We start from the raw sequence: 20,957 nt of genomic DNA, 5'->3' as shown, positions 1-20,957 counted from the left end.
GTGGAACAAGGTGCAAACAACACCCAGTATAAAGTTGTCCGCTTTCGGGCACGAGGACCAATGGCAGGCATCAGATGCATTGGTTCGCATAATATATATTATGTCAAATCTTGTGCTGGCAGTTTTCCACGCCATTCTCCGCCTCCACTTCACCGCTCAGAACCTGTACTGCAGCGATACCCATACGCGCGGATCACGTGTCACACCATCTGCCAGCGCCTTGCCGCCTTTCGATTTCCACGCCACGGCTGTTTGGCTGCGCCAACTCTTGCCATCAATGCGCAGCCCCAGGCCGAAGCCGGCCAGACTACGCGAAACGGAAGAACCACCATCCCAGGGCTTGGCATTTTCTTCGGTGCGAGCCGCATCATAAAAGACAAACGGCGCAAACATCCCGCGTATGTAACGCAGTTCCGACTGCACCAGCCATCCCCGGTCGCCCAGTCCTTCGCCCAGTGGATAAGCGCGCACCGCATCCGCCCCTCCAATGCCCATGCGTTCGGAGGAATCGAGATTCTTGTTGGTCCACTGCCCGGAAAAACGTCCGAACAGCATGAGTGGGCCGGGTAATTGCTGCAAGCGCACTACGTCCAGATTCCACTTCGAGAAATGCCCCTGAGTACGGGCAGTCATGGCGTCGGTCGCGGACAGCGCGGCATTAAGCCGCAAACGGCCCCGCGTCCAGACCAGGCTACCGTACGACAACCCTGCTCCCCCGAATCTGTCGCGGTGATCGAACTGCACGCCGAACGGCCAACTGTCGCTTGATTTGTCATTGATGGTGTCCGTTGCCCCGTAGTGATCTTCCAGCGCCTTGTGCTGGAATGACCCGAAGAGAATCAAGTTCGAGGCCTGCGATCGGATGAATGGGTAGCTAAGACGCGCGGTCGTCACTTTGGCAAACCCCGTCGCCTTCAAACTGGCATAATCCGCGCCCAACTGGTAATTGGTACGAGCATAACCGACTTGGCCACGCAAACCGCCCCCGCCCAGAGGAAGCTCATATGTCACCGAGCCCATCCACATGCGCTTGTCCGTTTTCATGCCGCCAAGAGAAAGCTTGTCACCGAAGAAAAGTGGGCTGTTGATATCCAGATCTCCTCTTAACCGGTATTCGCCGGTATAGCGATTGCCAGAATTATCCAGTCCGACATCGCCCTCCAGCCGAGCGCTTCGCGAAAGCCTGACACTAAGATCACCCTCGCCGGCGTTGGCGCCCGGGCTGATAAATGGAACCGACACGATGCCGGCCTGATCGCCAAGAATCATCATTGCGCGTTCGAGCTGCGTATTTTCGATCAGTTCGCCGGAACGCAGCGCATTCATGAATGGCTGACTCCCCGACACCAGACCGGGAGCGCCAATGGCCTGGATTTTTCCGTACCGTCCTTCAAGCACCTCTATCCGCAACACTCCGTCGGCCAGTGTCTGCGGAGGAAGATAAACCCGGGTGAAGGCATAGCCCCGCTCACGGTAAAACTGTTCAACGCGTTCAGCCAGCGCTCGCATTCCCGCATGATCGAATTTGCCCGAAACGGTTCCCAGGGTCGCCGCCAGGGTCGCGGCATCAAACGCCGTGTTACCGGAGAACGTCACGGACCTCAACATCACCTCCGGCCCCCCCGGCACAACGACGGAATGGGCCGGCGGCGGAGTCAGTTTCAAAGCGGGCTTTTCCACGGGGGGCGCGGGGGGCTCTGACAGCCCCTGCAGCACACTGCCGGCGTCGGGTGGCGTGCCCGCATAAACAGCGCCGGACAACAGAAGCAGCGACCGGAGCGCGCCGGGCAGGATTAGTGGGTATTTTTCCATGGTTTATTTATACATCATCACCAGAAATTGTTGACCAGCTTTTCCTCCCTCTTCGGCCCTTACCGTCCCGTGGTATTGATTCCTCCATTCATCACGAATACATTGAGCTGGCCCGGTAGCGTCATTGTATTTACGTTAATCGCGTTCACATCGACTCCGGAAGAAGAGTTCGCACTGTCGCTACGCCCTGCCACGCCCCCCGCATTGGCCGACGACGATGCCGGAGCGCTTCCGGCCGACGTCAGATTAAGGGAACTCGTGCCGCCGGTTCCCACCGGCAAATAATTCAGTCCGTCTGGAGCGATGATATGCAGATCGGCGGCCGCCGACTTCGCGACACTCATCGGCGTTACGGGTTGTCCCGCCTGTTGGACCGGAGCGGCGGCCACCGCAGGCGTGGCGGGAGCCGGAGCCGGAGCCGGAGCCGGAGCGGGCACCGGCGAAAGGGCCAAGGGGGCCAGCGACAACAAGCCATCCCGATAGGTGATCGTGTAATTCGAAGCCGCCAGACCGGAAGGCGCGATGTTATAGGTTCCCGCGCTCACCGCGCCCTGGGCACTGCCACCGTAGGTCAATGTTCCGGACAGAGCATTACTCGATTCGCCGTTGACAAACCCGGAATAACTCACCCCTGCTCCGCCTCGCCAAGGAGTGCCGGCTGTCGCCTGAACACTGTTGGCCGTGACAGTCAACGGAGCGGGATCAATGACCAAATCGCCGGCAGACAGGGTGATGGCGTAGTTGCCATTACCCAGTGACCCCAACGAGACGGAATAATGTCCGGTGCCGCTCTGTGCGTTAGCCGTGGTTACCAAATGTCCCGACAAACTATCACCGGCCAACAACCCTGTTACCGAGTATTGGGGGCTGGCAATGGTCTGGCCATAAGTCACATGCTGCGTTGGTGCCGATACCGTGATGGCGCGCGGCGCAATCGTCAAGGTACCGGGGGTAAAGGCGATCGTATAATTAGCGCTGGTCACCCCGACCGGGGTCAGGCCATAGGATCCGGCGTTAACGGCTTGCTGACTTGACCCCGAGTAGCCGAGCGATCCGCCAAGCACATTACCGCCTTCTCCTCCAACAAAACCGGTGTACACCACCCCTGCCCCGCCACTGTAAGCGTTACCACTGTAAATAACGTTGGCATCGTTAGCTCTCACCACCAGTGCGGCCTTGCCAATATCAGCACTCAGCGACGAGGAGAGTCCACCGATCTGGTAGTTCCCGGCATCCGCGCCGCCCAGACTCAATCCACTCAGCGAAGCGGTCACGGTTTTGCCATTGCCGGCATTCTTGTCGGCGAAACTGGCGCCCGACAAGCTGCCGCCCAGCGTCACCGTGTCGCCACCGATCACCCCGGCCAACGCGGCGCTCCCCGTCAGGCTCGCCGTTGTGGTGCCGTCATAGACCTTGTTTTGCGCCGACAAGCCCGAAACCGTCAGGGTCGCTTTGGTGATATTGGCGCTCAAGCCGCCATTCAAGCCACCGATCTGGTAGTTCCCGGCATCCGCGCCGCCCAGATTCAATCCACTCAGCGAAGCGGTCACGGTTTTGCCATTGCCGGCATTCTTGTCGGCGAAACTGGCGCCCGACAAGCTGCCGCCCAGCGTCACCGTGTCGCCACCGATCACCCCGGCCAACGCGGCGCTCCCCGTCAGGCTCGCCGTTGTGGTGCCGTCATAGACCTTGTTTTGCGCCGACAAGCCCAAAACCGTCAGGGTCGCTTTGGTGATATTGGCGCTCAAGCCGCCATTCAAGCCACCGATCTGGTAGTTCCCGGCATCCGCGCCGCCCAGATTCAATCCACTCAGCGAAGCGGTCACGGTTTTGCCATTGCCGGCATTCTTGTCGGCGAAACTGGCGCCCGACAAGCTGCCGCCCAGCGTCACCGTGTCGCCACCGATCACCCCGGCCAACGCGGCGCTCCCCGTCAGGCTCGCCGTTGTGGTGCCGTCATAGACCTTGTTTTGCGCCGACAAGCCCGAAACCGTCAGGGTCGCTTTGGTGATATTGGCGCTCAAGCCGCCATTCAAGCCACCGATCTGGTAGTTCCCGGCATCCGCGCCGCCCAGATTCAATCCACTCAGCGAAGCGGTCACGGTTTTGCCATTGCCGGCATTCTTGTCGGCGAAACTGGCGCCCGACAAGCTGCCGCCCAGCGTCACCGTGTCGCCACCGATCACCCCGGCCAACGCGGCGCTCCCCGTCAGGCTCGCCGTTGTGGTGCCGTCATAGACCTTGTTTTGCGCCGACAAGCCCGAGAGGGTCAGCGTCGTCGGTGTGATCGACGCGCTCAGCGTGCCGCCGCTCAGGGTGTAATTCGAAGCCAGACCATTACCGCCATTGCCCAGCGCCAATGTTCCGGCCGTCACGCTCGCGCCGTTCGCCACATTCTTGCCGGCCACACTGCCACTGCCGCTCAGCGTCAGGCTTTCGCCCGCCACCAAGTTGCCCAGCGTGAAAATCCCTGCCGCCACCGCCGTGGTGCCATCGTAAACCCGGCTGCCGGTCAGATTCACTGATCGTGCGCTGATCGTCGCGGTCAGCGGCACCGAGAATCCGCCCAGTTGATAATTACCGGCATCGGCGCCGGCCAGCCCCACCCCTCCGGTTGCCACCGTCACCATTTTGCCGGCGCCGGCATTGGCATCGGCGAACAGCCCGCCAGAGCCCGGATTGCCGCTAAGCGTCACCGCGTCGCTACCGATCACCCCGGCCAATGCGGCGCTCCCCGTCAGGCTCGCCGTTGTGGTGCCGTCATAGACCTTGTTTTGCGCCGACAAGCCCGAGACGGTCAGCGTCGCCGGTGTGATCGACGCGCTCAGCGTGCCGCCGCTCAGGGTGTAATTCGAAGCCAGACCATTACCGCCATTGCCCAGCGCCAATGTTCCGGCCGTCACGCTCGCGCCGTTCGCCACATTCTTGCCGGCCACACTGCCGCTGCCGCTCAGCGTCAGGTTTTCGCCCGCCACCAAGTTGCCCAGCGTGAAAATCCCTGCCGCCACCGCCGTGGTGCCATCGTAAACCCGGCTGCCGGTCAGATTCACCGAGCGTGCGCTGATCGTCGCGGTGGCGCTGACGGACGTATTGGCGCCCAGCGTATAGTTGGCGGCATCGACACCCGTCAAGGCAATGCCGGAGGCGGTCACGGCCCAGGTCCCGGCATTCTTGCTGGAGAATGCGCCGGAGGAGTAGGAGAACTGTACGCTATCCCCACCAACAATCCCCGTAGCGCCGATCGCCGCATTCGTCGTACCGTCATAGACCTTATTACTCGCCACCGGCGTCAGCGTTTTCGGATTGATGGTATAGGTGCCGTTGAAGTAGCCGATCGCATAGGTCACGCCGCCCGAGGTGTAATTACCGGGATTGGTGTTGCCACCGGTAAGCGTGGCATAGCTGCCGGCATTCTTGCTGGATGTCGTGAATGTCAGACCGCTGGTGGAAAACCCCGCCGGCGCCCCGGTGGTCGTCAGGCTCAGACCCGTGGCCGTCGTCGTTCCATCGTAGGTTTTGGAGCCGTTACCGGTGAACACATACATGGCATTGGTCGCCATGTCCACCACTTGGTAGGAGCCTTCAAGATAGCTGCCGTTCGAACCGGGAACAACCAGCGTGCCGCAGTTCGGATAGGCTGACGAGCAGGGTGTCCGGATCGTGAATGTTGTCAATTGAGACGAACCGTTGATCTTGAACAGTAAACCGGCAACCGAAGGCGCCGTGAACAGCACCTGAGTCTGGTTACCGTTATTCAACAACCCAAGAGCGCCGTTGGTGTTGAGCGTGTTCCACGCGTCCACGGTGATAAGTCCCGATGAGCTTCCCGTCGTAAAGGTGGTCACCGTGCCGGATCCGCCTTCGACGGCGAAGCCGAATTCCTTCGTATCGCCAGTGCTGATCCCGCTCAGATACATATTGCCGCCACCGCTATTCAGACTGGCATTGGCACGAACATACACCCCTGCTTTCGTTCCGCTATAGGAACTCGTTGTGTTGCTGGTCTGGCCGTTGACGGTAATGGAGCCGCCGCCGGACGAAATGGACTTGCCTTGTTGAATGACAACGGCCGGGCTGCTGGTATCGAGAATGAGCGCGTACCCGATACCGTTGGAGACCGTTCCGGTCCCTCCGCCGATCAGTATATTGCCGCCGTTGGAGTTCAGGTTGGCATTGAGATTGACACCTCCGCTGGTGGCGCCGCTGGCGTTCGCGGCACTCAGAACGATATTCAGTTTGCCACTGGTCGACGTAATATCGCTGTTGGCAAAAATGCTATGATCCGCCTGCAGGGTCAGCGTCGCATTGCCGCCGGAGTTTTTGGCGATGGGACTGGAAAGCGTGATATCGCCGACGCCGGAGACGGTGCCGCCATAGCTCGCGCTGGCGCTCTGCGTCGTGATCGTGACGCTGGTTCCCAGGTTAAGGGCCGACACGATATTGCCGGCCGCCGTGGCATCGATCGTGTAATTGTAAGGATCGACCAGCCATTCCCCGCCACGCCCCAACGCCGACCCGGCATTGACCGAGAGTCCGGGCAATGTATTCACCTCGGCGCCCGAGGTTTCGATATGGCCGCCATCCCCCCCGTTCCTGGCGCTGGCGTCCAGACTCCCCCCCACGGCGATCCGGCCATGCGACATGTCGCCAAGCAAGGCGATCTGGCCCTGGCTGCCATCGGCAAGGGTCTTCGCCTCAATGACACCGGAATTGTTAATCACCGTTTGCATGAGTTCGCCAGCCGCCCTGGCGCTCAACAGCACGGTTCCGCCCTCGGCACGGATGGCGCCGCCATTATCGATCAGGGCATCGATCGCCCCTTGCTCGATGACAAGTTTGACAGGGCCGCCCATATCGAGCAGCACCTTGCTGCCCGCACCGAGCGTCACCGACCCCTGATCGGCCGTCAGCGTACCACTGTTGCTGACTCTGGCCGCGATCAGGGCCAGGTTTCCGCCATTGCGCACCGTGATATTGCCCTGATTGACGACAGCATTGCTGCTGTTCCCGGAAAACTCGTAACGACCGGAAAGGAAATCCTCGTTACTGATCCCCAGGGTCGAGGCAACCAGGCCGCCCGTATTGACTTGCGCGGAGGGAGTGAACAATATCCCATTGGGATTGACCAGAAATATCTGGCCATTGGCGTTAAGCGCGCCCTGAATCTTCGAGACGTTGGATCCCGTCACCCGGTTGAGCGCCACAGCCGATCCCGAAGGCTGCACGAAATTGACGGAATGCCCTTGGCCGATACTGAAATCCTGCCAGTCGATAGCAAGTTTTGGCGATCCTTGATGGATAGTCATCGTCGAACCGGACTGGCTGATCATGCCATTTCCCGCCGCGATCTGACCACCGGTCGGCAAGCCCTCTGCATTCGCCCCGCTACCGGCCGCTCCGCCCAGAACAAATGCGAGCGCAGGAACGAGCAGCGAACGCTTGCCTCTGGACGGGCAGATTTCCGCGACAGCGATCCATGTGCCCGTTTGGGCGCTCCAGATCAGCCGGTAAATATGGTTCATGGTAGCTCGGCACATGCTCGCCTCCAGTCGGATTGTCCTACACCGCCATAGTAAAAATAAGGTATTTAATAGGCAAACGCTCTTATGTTTATTTGTATTTATCAAAAAATCCAACAGGTTTTGAAACTGGTGCATGACAAGGAAATAGAAAAACAAATGAACTATGCATTCCATGCGAGACAAGGATCACAACGGCATCACCATGGACAATCAACACCACGGCAAGAGGAGAAAGGCGCGGAACATCCGATGCGGCGGAAAGTCGCTGTACCCTCCATCGCTTCGGCTATCAAAAAACGGGGGACGCTCCCCCGTTTGGTTTCCTGCGTCGTCAGAAGCGGCCGAACAGTACGTCGGTACGCTGATCGCGGGTCATGGTGTACACCGGCAAGGCTCCGGGTTGCTCGACCCCCATGCCAGGCGAATTTTGCGGCATGCCGGGCACGGCAATACCGGTCACTTTCGGCCGGGAGACCAACAGTTTCCTGATTGCCGCGACAGGAACATGTCCTTCAACCGCATAACCTGCAATCTCTACGGTATGGCAACTGCCCATGCCGGGCGTTACGCCCAACCGTTTCTTGATGCCGTTCATATCATCGCTGTTGATGGCCCTGACCTTGAAACCATGCTGGTTGAGATACGCGATATACGCCTCGCAGCATCCGCAGGTCGGGCTTTTGTAAACGGTGGCGGGAATCGCGGCAAAGGCGACGGAACTGGAAACGGACAGTACCGCGGCGGACAGGAAAAGACGCAATACGGACATGACAGCCCTCTTTCAATAAATCGATCGGCAGGTAAAAACGGAGCACTCAGCCGCGCCATATGTGGCGGGCTCGAAACGTTTCAAACCATTGAAGGGGGGCGATGCGGAGGAGCGTGGTCGATGCCCGCCATTTCGTCCGAACGGGGCACGGCGAAGATGATGCCCCCGGCAAGGGTGGCAGGGTTCCAGACCGGAAGAGCCGGCAAGACCGGAGCACAGACATACGCGCACAAGCCGTCGCAGTTGCCGCTTCTTTCGTGAGCCGGGCCGGACGGACACGGAGCACCGGCATCGCAGCAGTCATCGAAATCGGCATGCGCGGAATCGGACACGTGCGAGGTCGCAGGTCCGCCATGCGGCGAAACATGCCCCTCGCCCCCCCGCGCGAACAGCGCGAACGCGGCAAGGACAACCACGCACACCAGACGGACAAACGGATTCATGGCGGCAGCCTACCATGACGCCGCCGGGTTTGAAAGCCGGCCGACGCCCGCCATCCGGAAAGCCTTGATCCATATCATTCCCGCCGGCCTCCCCGACCGTCACACTCACCGCCATTACCCATCTGACAGGAGCTTCCCCATGACCGCCCAGCACACGCTGCTGCAGCAACACCGTGAATGCGATGAACTTTTCGCCCTCGCGGAGACAACGGCCCGCCAGCAGGACTGGGAAGGGGCCGAATCGGCGTTCGCCGCTTTCCGCGACGATATGGAACGTCACTTCGTGCTGGAAGAAGAATGCCTGTTCCCCGCGTTCGAACAGGCCACCGGCATGCGACATGGGCCGACCATGGTCATGCGAAACGAACACGCCCAGATGCGCGAGCTCCTGCATGACATGTCCCGCGCCCTTGACGCCCGAACGGCTGACGTCTATCTGGGGCACGGCGGGACGCTCTTGATCCTCATGCAGCAGCACAACATGAAGGAAGAAAACATTCTCTACCCGATGTGCCAGCAGCATGTCACCGGGCTTGACGCGCTGATCAGTGACTGGGAGGCCCGGCATGAGCATTGATTTGCGCCATCTGCCCCCTCCCGAGCCGATGGAGATCATTCTGGACCGGGCCGACACCATGGTTTCCGGCGACACGGCCGCTTATACCCTGCCCCATTTCCCGAGCCCGCTCCTGCCGCTGCTGGAGGAGCGGGGAATGCGCTATCGCTTCGATCTGTCGGGCGATGGCGGCGTGACACTTCATCTGGAAAAACCCTGATGCAAGCCTGGCTGTCTTATGACAGTGCGCCGCCGTTGCGCTTGCCGCTGCCATTTTTTCTGGTGGCACCCGTTTGGCTCATGGCCACGGGCGCCACACTGCTGTTCATGCCGGCGGACGGTGCGACGCCATACCACCCCATCGCGCTCGCCGTCACGCACATGCTGGCGCTCGGCGTACTCGGCAACGTCATGCTCGGCGCCCTGCTGCAGATACTCGCCGTTGTCTCGGGTGTCGCCTACCGGCGGCCCGCGATGCTGTTCCACCTGGTGTTCTGGCCCCTGCAAGCGGGCACGACGGCGCTGTGCTCGGCCTTTCTGCTCGGTTTCTCCCCCGCCCTGTTCCGCCTTGCGGGCCTCTGCCTTGGCCTGGCGCTGCCCATCTGCGCGGCCTATTGTCTCGGGTTGCTGGCACGAAGCCCGGCGCGGGATGTCACCACGAAAGGCATCGCAGGCGCGCTCGCGGGCTTGATCGCCGCCGCGGGTCTCGGCATCGCCATGACCGGCGTACTGGGCGCGGGCTGGCCCTTGCCGCTGCTAACACTGCGCGACGCGCATGTCGTTCTGGCAACAGGCGGATGGTTGAGCCTTCTGATCATGGCGGTCAGTTTCACCGTGATCCCGATGTTCCAGATCACACCATCTTATCCGCTTCGCTGGCAGCGGCTATCCCTGGCCGCGTCATGGATCGCTCTGGGAGTCTCCGTCGTCGCTCAGGCACGGGGCGGCAGTCCGCTGGCGGGCGTGCTGGCGCCGGCCCTGCCGCTAGGCACCCATGCCGCGCTCACCCTGCGGCGCCTGCACCGGAGCCGCCGTCCGGGCGATCCGGGCCGTCTTGTCTGGATGGTCGCCATGGCGGCACAACTGCTTGGGCTGGCTTGCGCGGCATACGGCATCCTCCGAACCGACGCTTCGCCGTACTGGATGGCGGCCGGCTGGGCGACTCTCGCGGGATTGGGACTGGGCGCGGTACTGGGCATGCTTTACAAGATTGTGCCGTTTCTTTTCTGGCTGCACCTGAAACGCCACGCCACAAGCGGCACGAGGCCCCCTTCCATGCACGAAATCCTGCCCGAGCGGAACCTTCGGATCATGGCGTCGCTGCACGCGGCGGCGTTGCTCTCCGGATTCGCGGTGCTTTCCGGCTTCGCCGCGCCCTGGATCGCCGGTGCGAGCCTGCTGCTGCTGGGCATTCGGTTCGGCGCCGACATGGCTTGCGCCACCTCCCGGTATCATGCCAACCGCGTCGGCCGGTAACGCCTGCGCCGGTCGGCGCGGCGGACATTCATTCGCCGCCCCATCCGGCCAGGGCGGCGGTATTTGGAATCGTGATGGTTTTGCCTTCGACACGAAGCAGACCCGCCTTGCCCAGTTGTTGCAGTACCCGGGAAAACGTTTCCGGCGTCAGGTTCAGCCGCGAAGCGATCAAATTCTTGTGGATGTCCAGCTCCACCACGGCTCCAAGCTCCCCCGGCGTATCGCCGACATACTGCAATAGATACCCGATGACCCGTTGCTGCGCGTTTTCCAGCGAGTAACGCTCGACATCGCGCAACATGCCATGCAGGCGTAGCGACAGCCCCGCCAGCAGACTGCGGGCAAAACCAGTGTCGGAGTCGATGGCGCCGAGAATACCCTCGGCGCGGATTTTCAGCAGCATGCCGTCTTCAAGGAACTGCGCGAAAACCGGATAAGGTCGGCCAAGGAACATCACCGCCTCGGCAAAACTTTGCCCGGGATGGATAATCTCCACGACCTTTTCCGCTCCTTGCTGGGACGGAATGGCCAGTTTCACACGTCCGTACACCACGACGAACAGGCCTTCGCACGGATCGCCCCGCTGAAAGATCATCTGGCCTTTCGCTCCGCGAACTTCATGCGTGTGAGACACCAGCGCGAGAATCTGACGCTCCGATAACTGTTGAAACAAAGGCTGGTGCTTTAGCAAGGCACCCACATCGATGTGCGACATAACATTTCTCCGGACAGCGAGCGCACATTGTGCCACGTTCGTGTCGCCACCGGCTCCCGCTACCCGCCCGCCCCTCCGGTTTCCTGTTCCGCCGAGGATTTGCGCCAGTATCCCTCGAACAGAGAAAGGCGGTTCGCATCGATGGCCACCGTGATGGCTTTCACCACATGGTGAGCCGGTAAACCGGTATCCAGCAAGGTGGCCGGAGCATGCTCAGGAGAAACGAGGGGATGATTGGCATTGCTGCCGGCGCGCACCACCAGAGCCCGTCTCCCGCCGGTCAGCTCGACAAAGCTGCCCGGTGGATAGAATCCCAGGGTTTTGATCAGCAAAGCCGCGATTTCACTGCCCAGCGGATCATCGGTCGCCGTATAGATGCCGGTCAGCGCCTTTTTGACGGACAGCCGCCCTCGGTAACCTCTCGGCATCAATTTGGCGGTAGCCATGTCGAGCACATGAAGGATGTGCGCATGGTCGGGAACATCGCCGCCCTTCAGGTGGAAGGGATACCCGTCCCCCTTCGGTTTCTCGTGATGCAGAAGAACCGCCTGGTACCATAACTCGTCGTCCTCCCCGGCTTCCCGCAATATCGCCGCGCTCACCAGGGGGTGGATATCCAGCATCTGCCGCTGAAAGGTTGTCGGCGCGCCTTCCCGCTCGCTCAATTCGTCATGCAGGGAAACCGCCCCGACATTCATGGTCAGCGCCGCGGCCACCAGACTTCTCGCGTCGTCCGGGGAGAAACCCCGGGCCCGCACCACAAATACGGCCAGGATCGCGCAGTGCAGCGCATGGCGCGTCGCATGATAGTCGCCACTGGGCAGCAGCCACATGGCGGCCAGATAACCGTCAGGATTGCCATTCACGCGACTGATCAGCGAGTCGGCAAGCCCGCGAATCATCTGCGCCGAATGAGGCAGCCTAAGGTAATGATGCAACACACCGTTCAAATGGCGCAGCAGCAACGGCACATCATGCAGCGGCGACGCCGTTTGCGCAGGCAACGCCACGGGCAGCTCGGCGCTCGAGCCGTGCAGCAGCACGTCGCGGAAACTCGCGCTCAAACGAAAGTCATTGGGACCCGCCATGCACAACCGGTTGGTGGCGAACAGCGAAGCGGGCAAGGACAAGGTCAGATTCACGGCGGCCTCATTCAGGACTTGGCTCATTAACAGCATAGAACCCGCACCGCATCGTGCCTAGCCGGCAGGAGGCGCCACTGCCATGGGGGCCGACTCGAAGTTTTTACCCGGGGACATGGGAAAGCTGTCCTATTACCGCGCGGAATCGTCCAATTTCCATTCCGGCGGCTTGCCATCCCCGCTCGCGTGCGGTCTTCTTGGAGACGTCCATCACGACGCACGGAGGGAATCATGCAAACACCACCCCGGCAACGCTGGATCGCGACTTACATGGCAATCGTCGGTCCGCTGGGCAACATGTTGTTCTATTTTCAGGCTTACCAGATTTTCCATGATCGCACTGCCGGCTCGGTCTCCCTACCCGGATTCGCTATCAGCTTGGTCGCATTGAGTAGTTGGCTAGCGTACGGAATTCACATCAAGGACAAACCTCTGGTCATTGCCAATGCAGTCGGTCTCTTGGGCGCAATATGGGTCGTCATTGGCATAGTTCGCTATACGTTCGGCTCCTGATGTGGTGAAAATACGCCACAAGCGTGGCGATGACATTCGGCGATGCGTATTGTCTGACACCCCGAAAACACAAGGGTTAAGTCCGTATCGCCACCATGCGATGACGTTCGATTCCAACAATACAGTGAACAATTCAGCGGCGACTCGTAAGCTGCATTCAGGACAAGCGCTGCTCGTGGCGCGACATCCCGCACCATAAGGATGCCTTGCCATGCGTCGACTCCTCCGCTCCTCGCCGCTCGCTCTCGCGATTGCCGTCATCGGCCGCGCGCCTGAGCGGAGCCGTGTCGCTCGGCCTCTGAACCGGCGGGAATGGTATTATTCCCCTGCGTTACGCCCACTTTCTTAAAACTTATTCAAGAAAATGCTGAAAGAATGCCCGCGTACCGGGTTACCCTATACATCCTCGATGAATGAAGCCCAGGCCGGTTTGCCCGGCCGCGCCACCACCCTCCATGCTTTGCGATACACCCATTGATGGCTTGAACCGCATCCTGCTCGACCAGGCCCGAGAACTGCTGCAGCACTTGCTGCAAAACCCGCTTGTCGGCATTTATCTGATCCAGGACGGACGGTTTGTCTATGTCAACCCTTGCCTGGCGGAACGTTTCGGCTACCGGCAAGAGGAGGTCTGCGGCAAACTCGGACCGGCCGACCTGATCGATGGCGAACCCGCCGATTACCTGAAGGAAGGGCGCCAGTCGCTGCAGGGGCGGCATAAGGACGGCCGATGGGTCCGGATGGAGTTTTTCCGGACGGCGACCAGCTTCAACGGCCGACCCGCCGCGTTCGGCATGGCCATCGACAACTCCGAACGCCATGCCGCCGAGCAGGCGGTCAAGGAGCAATTGAGTTTCACCTCGCAACTGATCGAGGCGATCCCCAATCCCTTGTTCTACAAGGACGAAGCCGGCCGCTATCTGGGGTGCAACAAGGCGTTTGAGCGCTTTATCGGCGCACCGCGTGAGACCCTGCTCGGCAAATCCGTGTACGACATTTCCCCGCCGGATCTGGCCGAGCGCTATTTCTCGGCGGACCAGGCGTTGTTCGACAAGGGAGGAACCCAGACGTACGAGGCATCGGTCGAGGACGCGGGCGGCAAGCGCATGGACGTGATGTTTTACAAGGCCACGTTCCGCAAGGCCGGCAAACTGGGTGGACTGGTCGGCGTCATCGCGGACATCACCGAACGCAAACGCAGCGAAGCCGCCGTCTGGCACAGTGCCAATTACGACCCGCTCACCGACCTGCCCAATCGTCGTCTTTTCCTTTCGCTACTGCAAGGGGCGCTCAATGCCGCGCCGGGCGGGGATGCGCCGCTGACGGTTTTCTTCATCGATCTTGACCGTTTCAAGGAGGTCAACGACACGCTGGGGCATGAACGGGGCGACCTGCTGCTGATCGAAGCGGCCCGCCGCCTGGAACTGGCGGTCGGTCAGGAGGGACGCGTTGCACGCCTGGGCGGCGACGAGTTCACGGTCATTTTCAGCGGTCGGCACACCCGGCCGAAACTGGATGAATTGGCCGCACGCATCATTGCCCGGATGTCCGAGCCGTTCGCGCTTGGCTGCGATACCGCCTATGTATCGGCCAGCATCGGCATGACGTCCTGTCCCGATGACGCGCGTTCGCTGCAGCAACTGCTGATCAACGCCGACCAGGCCATGTACCACGCCAAAGCGCTGGGCCGGAACCGCTACTGCCATTTTGCGCCGGCAATGCTCGAGGCCGTCGGCGAACGGCTTCAGATGGGCAACGACCTGCGCGCGGCCATCACCGCCGGCCAGTTGCAGGTGCACTACCAACCGGTCGTGGAACTGGCCTCCGGACGCATCGTCGGCGCCGAAGCGCTGGTGCGCTGGCATCATGCGTCCCGCGGCTGGGTCAGCCCGGCACGGTTCATCCCGGTCGCCGAGGAACTCGGACTCATCAACGCGATCGGCGAGCGGGTTTTCCGCGAGGCGGCGGGCACGGCGCTGACGCTCCATCGCTGCGCGGGCCTTGAGGCGTTTCAGATATCGGTCAATGTGTCGCCGCGCCAGTTTGTCACGCCGGATGCCCTGGAAGGATGGCTTGAACACATGCGCGCCATCGGGCTGCCCGGCCGGTGCATCGCCATCGAAATCACCGAGGGGTTGCTCCTTGACGAGCGGCCGGAGGTCGCGCGCCGGCTCCTCGAGTTCCGGAATGCCGATGTGGAGATCCTGCTGGATGACTTTGGCACAGGGTATTCATCGATGGCCTATCTGAAACGGTTTGACATCGACTCACTGAAGATCGACCAATCCTTCGTCGCCGACATGGCCGGCAACGGCAGCGACCGGGCGATCGTGGAAGCGATGATCGCCATGTCCAGAAAACTCGGTCTTTATGTCGTCGCCGAAGGAATCGAAACGGAGGCGCAACGCAAAGTATTGTGCGAGGCGGGCTGCGACTTCGGCCAGGGCTACCTCTTCTCTGCTCCCGTGCCCCGGCAACGACTGCTGGACATGATGCGCCGCCCGGCCAACGGGTCGGAACGATAAACACGACGGTCTTTCGACTCCACGCCATCCTTGCCGACACGCAAACATGCCGGGAGGCTATCGCCATCCCGGCATGTCGCGCTCCCGTTCCCGGAGACGGGAGTTACATCTGGTTACCGACGATCACCCACCCGGAGCGGGTTTGCGCGACCACCGTGATGTCGCTGCCGGTGCGGCCGTCGGTGGAAACCCAGCCGATGCTGATTTGCGCGTATTGGTAGCCGTTGCGGCTGAACACCTTCTGGGTTTCGATAGAAGTCATTTTCGTGCCGGATGCGACCAGCGCCGGATGCGCGGCGGCAAAGCTGGTGTAGCCGTTTTCCAGGAATTGGGCGTCGACCAGTTGCGCGCAGGCGGCGCCGTCCGTCAGGCACTGCGCGATCTGCGCGCTCAGGGAGCTCACGGCATTGCCGCCAACGACGCCGGCAACACCGGGCTGATTCGTGGCCTGGGCGTTATCCTGACCCGACACTTCGGCGGCGGGAGTCTCCGAACGTGCGGCGGGAACTTCGGCGACATTGCCGGAGCCGGTTTGCGCTGAGGAACTCGCGGTCGACAGGGATGCGTCCAGTCGGCTGACGGCGGCTCCGATGGCATCGGCGCTGACCAGGGAAGCCAGATTGCCGGACGCCATCAGGTCGGCCGGATTGCCGCTATCGGTCAAGAGGGAAACCAGCGAGGTGGTCAGGCGGGTGACATTGGCCACCACCGGAGCGGAACCGGAGGGGAAAGCGGCGACCACCGCGTACAGATCCTCGGTCGTGCCGGAAGGATCGTTCGCCACGATCAACAGCGGAGCTTTCATGCCGCCCAGCGGAGCGACATAGCTGCCGGCGCCATCACTGTTCACGGACAGGCTGCGGCCGGTGCTGTCGGTGATCGTGACACGGGCATGGGGGATGGCGTCGTCGCCGGCGACCATGCCGACAACCGATGCCGGGGCGGTTTGCTGCCCGCTCACGGTCGGGTTGGTGTCAGTGCTGAATTTGCATCCACTCAGGGTCGCCACGGCGAGGGAAGCGGCAATCAGAAGCTTTGCGACAGCTTGAAATCGAGTCGAGGTCCACATGATGCACCGCCTTCCGCGAGCCCGGGAGATTCCGGGCGTATCCATGCTTGAATTATCGCGTTGCGGCGCCGATTTTCAATAGCATATGCTTTAATTCACTTGTTATTTTTAACTAAAAGCCGCGAAAAGCCCGTCCAGCAAGGATTTGCACACATGTGACCTTGTTACGCATGTGAAAAATAACCGTGTCTTTTTTACATCAAATGCTAATAGCGTGATTTCATTACCCGATTCAGCATGCCAATCCATGCAGGTAAACCGATCCACGGAGTCATATACTTGCCATGTAAGCGGAGCTGGCGGTACCGGCTCTTTCGCCATCAGCGAACCGGAGTCAGGGTCATGAAGGATATTGCGATTGTCGGCGCGGGAATGGCCGGCGCCAGCTGCGCCGCGCAACTGGCCAGCGCGGGGCTGGATATTGCCGTCTACGACGCCGCGCCCGAAGTGGGCGGTCGCATGACCAGCCGCTTTCTGGACGGTCATCAGTTCGACCATGGCACGCAGTACTTCACGGCGCGCCACCCCGCCTTCGCGGCCTGTGTGGACGACTGGGTGGCGCAAGGTCACGCCGCGTTATGGCAAGGACGGTTTGCCAGCTGGAACGGTCAGGGGTTCTGCCCTCATCAGGGAACGAGCCGGATCATCGGCCAACCGGACATGGGCGCGCCCTGCAGGGCCCTGCTGCGCGGAGTCCCGACCCATACCGGCCACCGCTTGACGGGGCTGGCATGGCAAGACCGAGCATGGCAGTTGATCTTCGATAATGGCGAAGCAGCGCTCGCGCGCTATGTCGTCCTGGCGATGCCGGCCTGCCGCGCCGCGGAACTGATACCGCCCAATCACCCGCTGCACCGCCTTGCCGCCGCGAGCAGCATGACCCCCTGCTTCATGCTGATGATGGAGACTGACCGAGAAATCGCCCTGCCTTTCGATGGCATTTTTGTCAGCGAAGGCCCGCTTTCCTGGGCGGCCCGGGAATCCAGCAAGCCCGGCCGCCCGCCCGGCAACGGCTGGGTCATCCAGGCCACGGCCGCCTGGAGCGCCCTGCATATCGACGACCGGGTGGAACTTATCGCCGCCACCTTGCAAAAATCCTTTTTCCAGTGGCTGCACGAGGATGTGTCGGCGCGCGGCGCGACCCTGCATCGCTGGCTGCACGGACGCGCGACGACGGTCCTGGGGCAGGTCGCGGTCTCGGCCGGACATATGGGACTCGCCGGTGACTGGCTGGACAATGGCAGGGTGGAGGGCGCATGGCTGTCCGGACGGCGTCTTGCCGATCAGATATTGTCCGATTTGACGGTCACAAATTAGTCTCGGGCTATGGTCTTTTGATAATCAAAGTTTTATAATATTGGCCATCTTCATTACCAAAGGAGCCCCCCGTCGTGGGTACTGCCCCGTACGCTTGTTGGCCGGTTCTGACCGGCATGCTGTAAACGGGTCGGCTCGTCAGGGTTCCTTGCCGCCGACTCGGATCATTAGTCGGCGCGCTTCTTTTTTCCGCGGCTTCGCGGACGCATTGCGGCACGCTCCTTCCAACTTTCGCGATGGCGTAAAACCGCCGGGGAGAGTTCGATGGTATATCTTGAAAACACATTGGCCTTCGACGACAGCCGCCAGCCTGTCCCGGCCAAGCTGGAACGGGCTCTGGATCTCGTTCAGCACCACAGCCTGGGCGAACATCCTGTCGCCATTGAAAACAACCGGCTTGTCCTGCGTTTTTTCAAATGCCGGCTCAGCAGTCAGTTCACGCCGGCCGATACGGCAGGCGACGTCACGCACGTCACGACCTGCGCGAGCCTGCCGACCGGTCACGCCATCCCGTTCTCCGCGCTGCAGACGCTGGCGATGACCGAAGGCGGACTGCTCAGGCTTGAACGGCTTTGCCATCTCGCCCACGTCGTCAACCATTTCATCGCCTCGGGCAACACGGGCCCGCTCTCGCTGCCCCTGAACGCGCGGCTGGCCAACCAGGGCATCAGCTCGCACGACCAACGCTTCCTGTCCGTTCTGGAAAAGCTTGGCATCGAGCCCGCCCGACTGCGCGTCACGCTGCCCGCCAAGCTCGAGCCGGTCATCGAGGCCATGCTTACCGAGCACTACCAACGGGTCGGCATTCCTTTCACGCCGAACGAACCACGCTAAAGCCCTGCTCTCGCAGGGCTTTTTTCCGTGCCGATTCCGGATTCTTCCTTAATATCGCGTTAAAACATCCGTCACAAGCCGATGTTATCGTCATTCCCCGTGCATGATTTCACCACCAAGGAAACCACAGGAATGAAGACCCTCCGCATCACCCGTCTGGCCGCGCTCCTGGCGCTTTTCGCCGCCAGCGGCCCGATCCACGCGGCGCTGGTACTGATCGACGACATCCAGTTCGGCAAGCGCTCCGTTGTTCTGGACGAAATCACCGGCCGCGCCTGGCTTCCGCTGAGCAAAACGGCCGGACAAAGCTTCAACGAAGTGTTCAAGACCGTGAACGGCAACAATACGAACTGGAAACGCTGGCGCATCGCCACGGCCGACCAGGTCGGCGCGCTGTTCAGCCACGGTGGCGTGGATACTTCCGGCATTCCCGACACGGCCAACGCCAGGGCGGTACAACGCGTCATGTCCCTGCTCGGCGGCCCGCTGACGACTGTCGAGCAGGACGGGCTGAAAATCACCCGTATTGACGGCATGGTCTGGGACAAACCGCCGGGCAAGAGTTCGGCCTATCTGGGCGGATTCCTGCAAGTCACCCAGGATGGAACGGACATCGAGGGCGTCGCGCAAAGCGGCCGATTCGATCTGATTCCAAAAAATGGAACCAGTCCCATGATCGGCACTTTTCTGACCTTCCAGGCCGCCAACCCGGTTCCGGAACCGGAAACCTGGGCCATGCTGGGCCTTGGTCTCACCACCTTGCTGTTGCGCACGCGCCGCCGCAAGTAACGCTTTATCTCGCGCCCCGCCGTCCGGTGCGGGCGCCCTCCCGACACCGAAGTCCGATAGGCCATCCGGATAACGGGCATAATCGAGCCAAGGGTCCCGGCTACGATATGCCAGGACCCGCCCCCCCCCCCACCGGCACACAACACCGACACCGGCCATGCCCAATACCCCCGACACCCCATCCGGCACACCCCATGACACCCGCAGGCTCAGGGACATCATCGACAACATTTCCGACTGGATCTGGGAAGTCGATCACACCGGGCGCTATACCTTCAGCTCGGGCCAGTCCCGCCCGCTGCTTGGCATGGAGCCCGAAGACGTTGTCGGCCGGACGCCATTCGATTTCATGCCACCGGGAGAAGCGTTGCGCGTCAAGGATGAATTCGCCCGCATCCTCGCCGAGGAAAAGCCCTTCGCCGGCCTGATCAACCGCAACCAAAGGGCCGACGGATCCATCGTCGTGCTCGAATCCAGCGGCATCCCCGTTTTCGATGCCCACGGACGATTCGCGGGATTCCGCGGCATTGACAGGGACATCACGCCAAAGGGCGTAGCGCCCGATTTGCGGCTATTTCAACTGGAGGCGATTTTTTCCGGGGCGCCGGTCGCGCTGGGCATGGTGGATCGCGCCTCGCGCATCCTTGCCGTCAACGAGGCCTTCGCCCAACTGTGCGGCCACACGGCGGTCGAGCTGACGGGCAAGCGGCTTTCCGAAGCCCATCCGCGCCTGCCGGTACTGTGCGAGCGGCAACTGGAACTCGCCGATGCCGGACAGCCGATCCCCGAAGAAGAGATCGACATCGACGGGCGGTACTATCAAGCCTTGTTCAAGGCGGTAGCCAACCCTTTTGGCGAAGTTGTCGGCCTGAGCGCCGCCCTGATGGACATCAGCGGACGCAAACAGGCCGAGCAATCGCTGGCCATCGCCAACCGAGAACTGGAATTCCGCGCTGACCACGACCATCTGACCGCGCTGGCCAACCGCAGGCAGCTGGATGCTCGCCTGGAGCAGGAAATGCGAAGAGCCTGTCGAACAGGCTCACATCTTGCCGTCATCATTTTCGATGTCGACTATTTCAAAGAGTACAACGATCATTTCGGTCACCTGGCCGGCGACCAATGCCTGCGAACCATCGCCGCCGCACTGGAAAACCTGTTCCGCCGGCCCGGCGATCTGCTCGGCCGCTATGGCGGCGAAGCGTTTCTCGCCATCCTGCCGGCCATCAACCGACAAGGCGCGGCGGCACTGGCCGAAACCGCCAGACTCGCCATCGAAGCGCTGGCGCTCGCCAATCCCGCCGGTACGCCCGGCTGCGTGACCATTAGCGCGGGAGTCGCCACGCTTGACGATATCGGTCATACCGGCTCGAGGGACTGGGCGCCACTCGTCCAGGCGGTCGACCGGGCGCTTTATCTGGCCAAACAAATGGGCCGCAACCGGATCCGCATGGTCTGACGCCCAACGGCCGCAT

General features: G+C 61.4%; 16 protein-coding genes. 9 read left to right on the top strand and 7 right to left on the bottom strand.

Annotated elements, in window-relative coordinates; genetic code table 11:
• Positions 1-156: 156 nt before the first annotated feature.
• The 4 genes from JNO50_RS09580 to JNO50_RS09565 all read right to left on the bottom strand — a co-directional run bounded on the left by JNO50_RS09580 (position 157) and on the right by JNO50_RS09565 (position 8,546).
• Positions 157-1,812, bottom strand: a complete 1,656-nt coding sequence (locus tag JNO50_RS09580; RefSeq protein WP_189535258.1) for a ShlB/FhaC/HecB family hemolysin secretion/activation protein — start codon at positions 1,810-1,812, stop codon at positions 157-159.
• A gap of 59 nt (positions 1,813-1,871) precedes the next feature.
• Positions 1,872-7,334 (bottom strand): YDG domain-containing protein, encoded by a 5,463-nt coding sequence (locus JNO50_RS09575; RefSeq protein ID WP_215796326.1) that lies wholly within the window; start codon positions 7,332-7,334, stop codon positions 1,872-1,874.
• A 331-nt stretch (positions 7,335-7,665) separates the two neighbouring features.
• Entirely contained in the window at positions 7,666-8,103 is a 438-nt protein-coding gene (locus tag JNO50_RS09570; protein ID WP_189535986.1) for a DUF411 domain-containing protein, read from the bottom strand.
• 80 nt (positions 8,104-8,183) lie between these two features.
• Positions 8,184-8,546: a hypothetical protein gene (locus JNO50_RS09565; protein ID WP_189535988.1), complete on the bottom strand. Its 363-nt coding sequence runs from the start codon at positions 8,544-8,546 to the stop codon at positions 8,184-8,186.
• A gap of 139 nt (positions 8,547-8,685) precedes the next feature.
• Between JNO50_RS09565 and JNO50_RS09560 the strand changes: the two genes are divergently transcribed.
• The 3 genes from JNO50_RS09560 to JNO50_RS09550 are packed head-to-tail and all read left to right on the top strand — an operon-like array spanning position 8,686 to position 10,578.
• Positions 8,686-9,123 (top strand): hemerythrin domain-containing protein, encoded by a 438-nt coding sequence (locus tag JNO50_RS09560; protein WP_189535990.1) that lies wholly within the window; start codon positions 8,686-8,688, stop codon positions 9,121-9,123.
• On the top strand, positions 9,113-9,322 hold the full coding sequence (locus tag JNO50_RS09555; protein ID WP_189535992.1) for a DUF2249 domain-containing protein: 210 nt from the start codon (positions 9,113-9,115) through the stop codon (positions 9,320-9,322). The genes JNO50_RS09560 and JNO50_RS09555 overlap by 11 nt, the downstream gene beginning before the upstream one ends.
• Entirely contained in the window at positions 9,322-10,578 is a 1,257-nt protein-coding gene (locus JNO50_RS09550; protein ID WP_189535994.1) for a hypothetical protein, read from the top strand. The genes JNO50_RS09555 and JNO50_RS09550 overlap by 1 nt, the downstream gene beginning before the upstream one ends.
• A gap of 28 nt (positions 10,579-10,606) precedes the next feature.
• Here the strand turns inward: JNO50_RS09550 and JNO50_RS09545 are convergent, their stop codons facing one another.
• Both JNO50_RS09545 and JNO50_RS09540 read right to left on the bottom strand, forming a co-directional pair.
• The gene (locus tag JNO50_RS09545) at positions 10,607-11,293 is read right to left on the bottom strand and encodes a Crp/Fnr family transcriptional regulator (protein WP_189535997.1); all 687 of its coding nucleotides are present in this window, start codon (positions 11,291-11,293) and stop codon (positions 10,607-10,609) included.
• A gap of 59 nt (positions 11,294-11,352) precedes the next feature.
• Positions 11,353-12,435: an HD-GYP domain-containing protein gene (locus tag JNO50_RS09540; RefSeq protein ID WP_189535998.1), complete on the bottom strand. Its 1,083-nt coding sequence runs from the start codon at positions 12,433-12,435 to the stop codon at positions 11,353-11,355.
• A gap of 231 nt (positions 12,436-12,666) precedes the next feature.
• Here JNO50_RS09540 and JNO50_RS09535 point away from each other — a divergent pair, with 231 nt between their 5' ends.
• Both JNO50_RS09535 and JNO50_RS09530 read left to right on the top strand, forming a co-directional pair.
• The gene (locus tag JNO50_RS09535) at positions 12,667-12,948 is read left to right on the top strand and encodes a SemiSWEET family sugar transporter (RefSeq protein WP_189536000.1); all 282 of its coding nucleotides are present in this window, start codon (positions 12,667-12,669) and stop codon (positions 12,946-12,948) included.
• Positions 12,949-13,403: 455 nt separating this feature from the next.
• Entirely contained in the window at positions 13,404-15,473 is a 2,070-nt protein-coding gene (locus JNO50_RS09530) for a sensor domain-containing protein (protein WP_229804857.1), read from the top strand.
• A gap of 103 nt (positions 15,474-15,576) precedes the next feature.
• Here JNO50_RS09530 and JNO50_RS09525 read toward each other — a convergent pair whose 3' ends face one another.
• On the bottom strand, positions 15,577-16,542 hold the full coding sequence (locus JNO50_RS09525; protein WP_189536004.1) for a hypothetical protein: 966 nt from the start codon (positions 16,540-16,542) through the stop codon (positions 15,577-15,579).
• Positions 16,543-16,884: 342 nt separating this feature from the next.
• Here JNO50_RS09525 and JNO50_RS09520 point away from each other — a divergent pair, with 342 nt between their 5' ends.
• The 4 genes from JNO50_RS09520 (at position 16,885) to JNO50_RS09505 (ending at position 20,941) form a co-directional block, all read left to right on the top strand.
• Positions 16,885-17,859: an NAD(P)/FAD-dependent oxidoreductase gene (locus JNO50_RS09520; RefSeq protein ID WP_189536007.1), complete on the top strand. Its 975-nt coding sequence runs from the start codon at positions 16,885-16,887 to the stop codon at positions 17,857-17,859.
• A 264-nt stretch (positions 17,860-18,123) separates the two neighbouring features.
• On the top strand, positions 18,124-18,693 hold the full coding sequence (locus JNO50_RS09515; RefSeq protein WP_189536009.1) for a hypothetical protein: 570 nt from the start codon (positions 18,124-18,126) through the stop codon (positions 18,691-18,693).
• 132 nt (positions 18,694-18,825) lie between these two features.
• On the top strand, positions 18,826-19,482 hold the full coding sequence (locus JNO50_RS09510; RefSeq protein WP_189536012.1) for a PEP-CTERM sorting domain-containing protein: 657 nt from the start codon (positions 18,826-18,828) through the stop codon (positions 19,480-19,482).
• Between the two features lie 157 nt (positions 19,483-19,639).
• A complete protein-coding gene (locus JNO50_RS09505) occupies positions 19,640-20,941 on the top strand; it encodes a sensor domain-containing diguanylate cyclase (protein ID WP_189536013.1) in 1,302 nt (433 codons plus the stop codon).
• The last annotated feature ends 16 nt before the right edge of the window (positions 20,942-20,957 follow it).

Source organism: Paludibacterium paludis, assembly GCF_018802605.1.
GTDB lineage: Bacteria > Pseudomonadota > Gammaproteobacteria > Burkholderiales > Chromobacteriaceae > Paludibacterium > Paludibacterium paludis.
The sequence above is the reverse complement of the archived record's forward strand: the minus strand, read 5'-3'. Positions and strand labels throughout refer to the sequence as shown.

Excerpts from the sequence above, each read along its gene's own strand:
- JNO50_RS09530 (WP_229804857.1), top strand. The coding sequence starts at position 13,404 with ATGCTTTGCGATACACCCATTGATGGCTTGAACCGCATCCTGCTCGAC.
- JNO50_RS09580 (WP_189535258.1), bottom strand. The coding sequence starts at position 1,812 with ATGGAAAAATACCCACTAATCCTGCCCGGCGCGCTCCGGTCGCTGCTT.
- JNO50_RS09570 (WP_189535986.1), bottom strand. The coding sequence starts at position 8,103 with ATGTCCGTATTGCGTCTTTTCCTGTCCGCCGCGGTACTGTCCGTTTCC.
- JNO50_RS09545 (WP_189535997.1), bottom strand. The coding sequence starts at position 11,293 with ATGTCGCACATCGATGTGGGTGCCTTGCTAAAGCACCAGCCTTTGTTT.
- JNO50_RS09510 (WP_189536012.1), top strand. The coding sequence starts at position 18,826 with ATGAAGACCCTCCGCATCACCCGTCTGGCCGCGCTCCTGGCGCTTTTC.
- JNO50_RS09550 (WP_189535994.1), top strand. The coding sequence starts at position 9,322 with ATGCAAGCCTGGCTGTCTTATGACAGTGCGCCGCCGTTGCGCTTGCCG.
- JNO50_RS09520 (WP_189536007.1), top strand. The coding sequence starts at position 16,885 with ATGAAGGATATTGCGATTGTCGGCGCGGGAATGGCCGGCGCCAGCTGC.
- JNO50_RS09535 (WP_189536000.1), top strand. The coding sequence starts at position 12,667 with ATGCAAACACCACCCCGGCAACGCTGGATCGCGACTTACATGGCAATC.
- JNO50_RS09565 (WP_189535988.1), bottom strand. The coding sequence starts at position 8,546 with ATGAATCCGTTTGTCCGTCTGGTGTGCGTGGTTGTCCTTGCCGCGTTC.
- JNO50_RS09515 (WP_189536009.1), top strand. The coding sequence starts at position 18,124 with ATGGTATATCTTGAAAACACATTGGCCTTCGACGACAGCCGCCAGCCT.
- JNO50_RS09505 (WP_189536013.1), top strand. The coding sequence starts at position 19,640 with ATGCCCAATACCCCCGACACCCCATCCGGCACACCCCATGACACCCGC.
- JNO50_RS09525 (WP_189536004.1), bottom strand. The coding sequence starts at position 16,542 with ATGTGGACCTCGACTCGATTTCAAGCTGTCGCAAAGCTTCTGATTGCC.
- JNO50_RS09555 (WP_189535992.1), top strand. The coding sequence starts at position 9,113 with ATGAGCATTGATTTGCGCCATCTGCCCCCTCCCGAGCCGATGGAGATC.
- JNO50_RS09575 (WP_215796326.1), bottom strand. The coding sequence starts at position 7,334 with ATGAACCATATTTACCGGCTGATCTGGAGCGCCCAAACGGGCACATGG.
- JNO50_RS09560 (WP_189535990.1), top strand. The coding sequence starts at position 8,686 with ATGACCGCCCAGCACACGCTGCTGCAGCAACACCGTGAATGCGATGAA.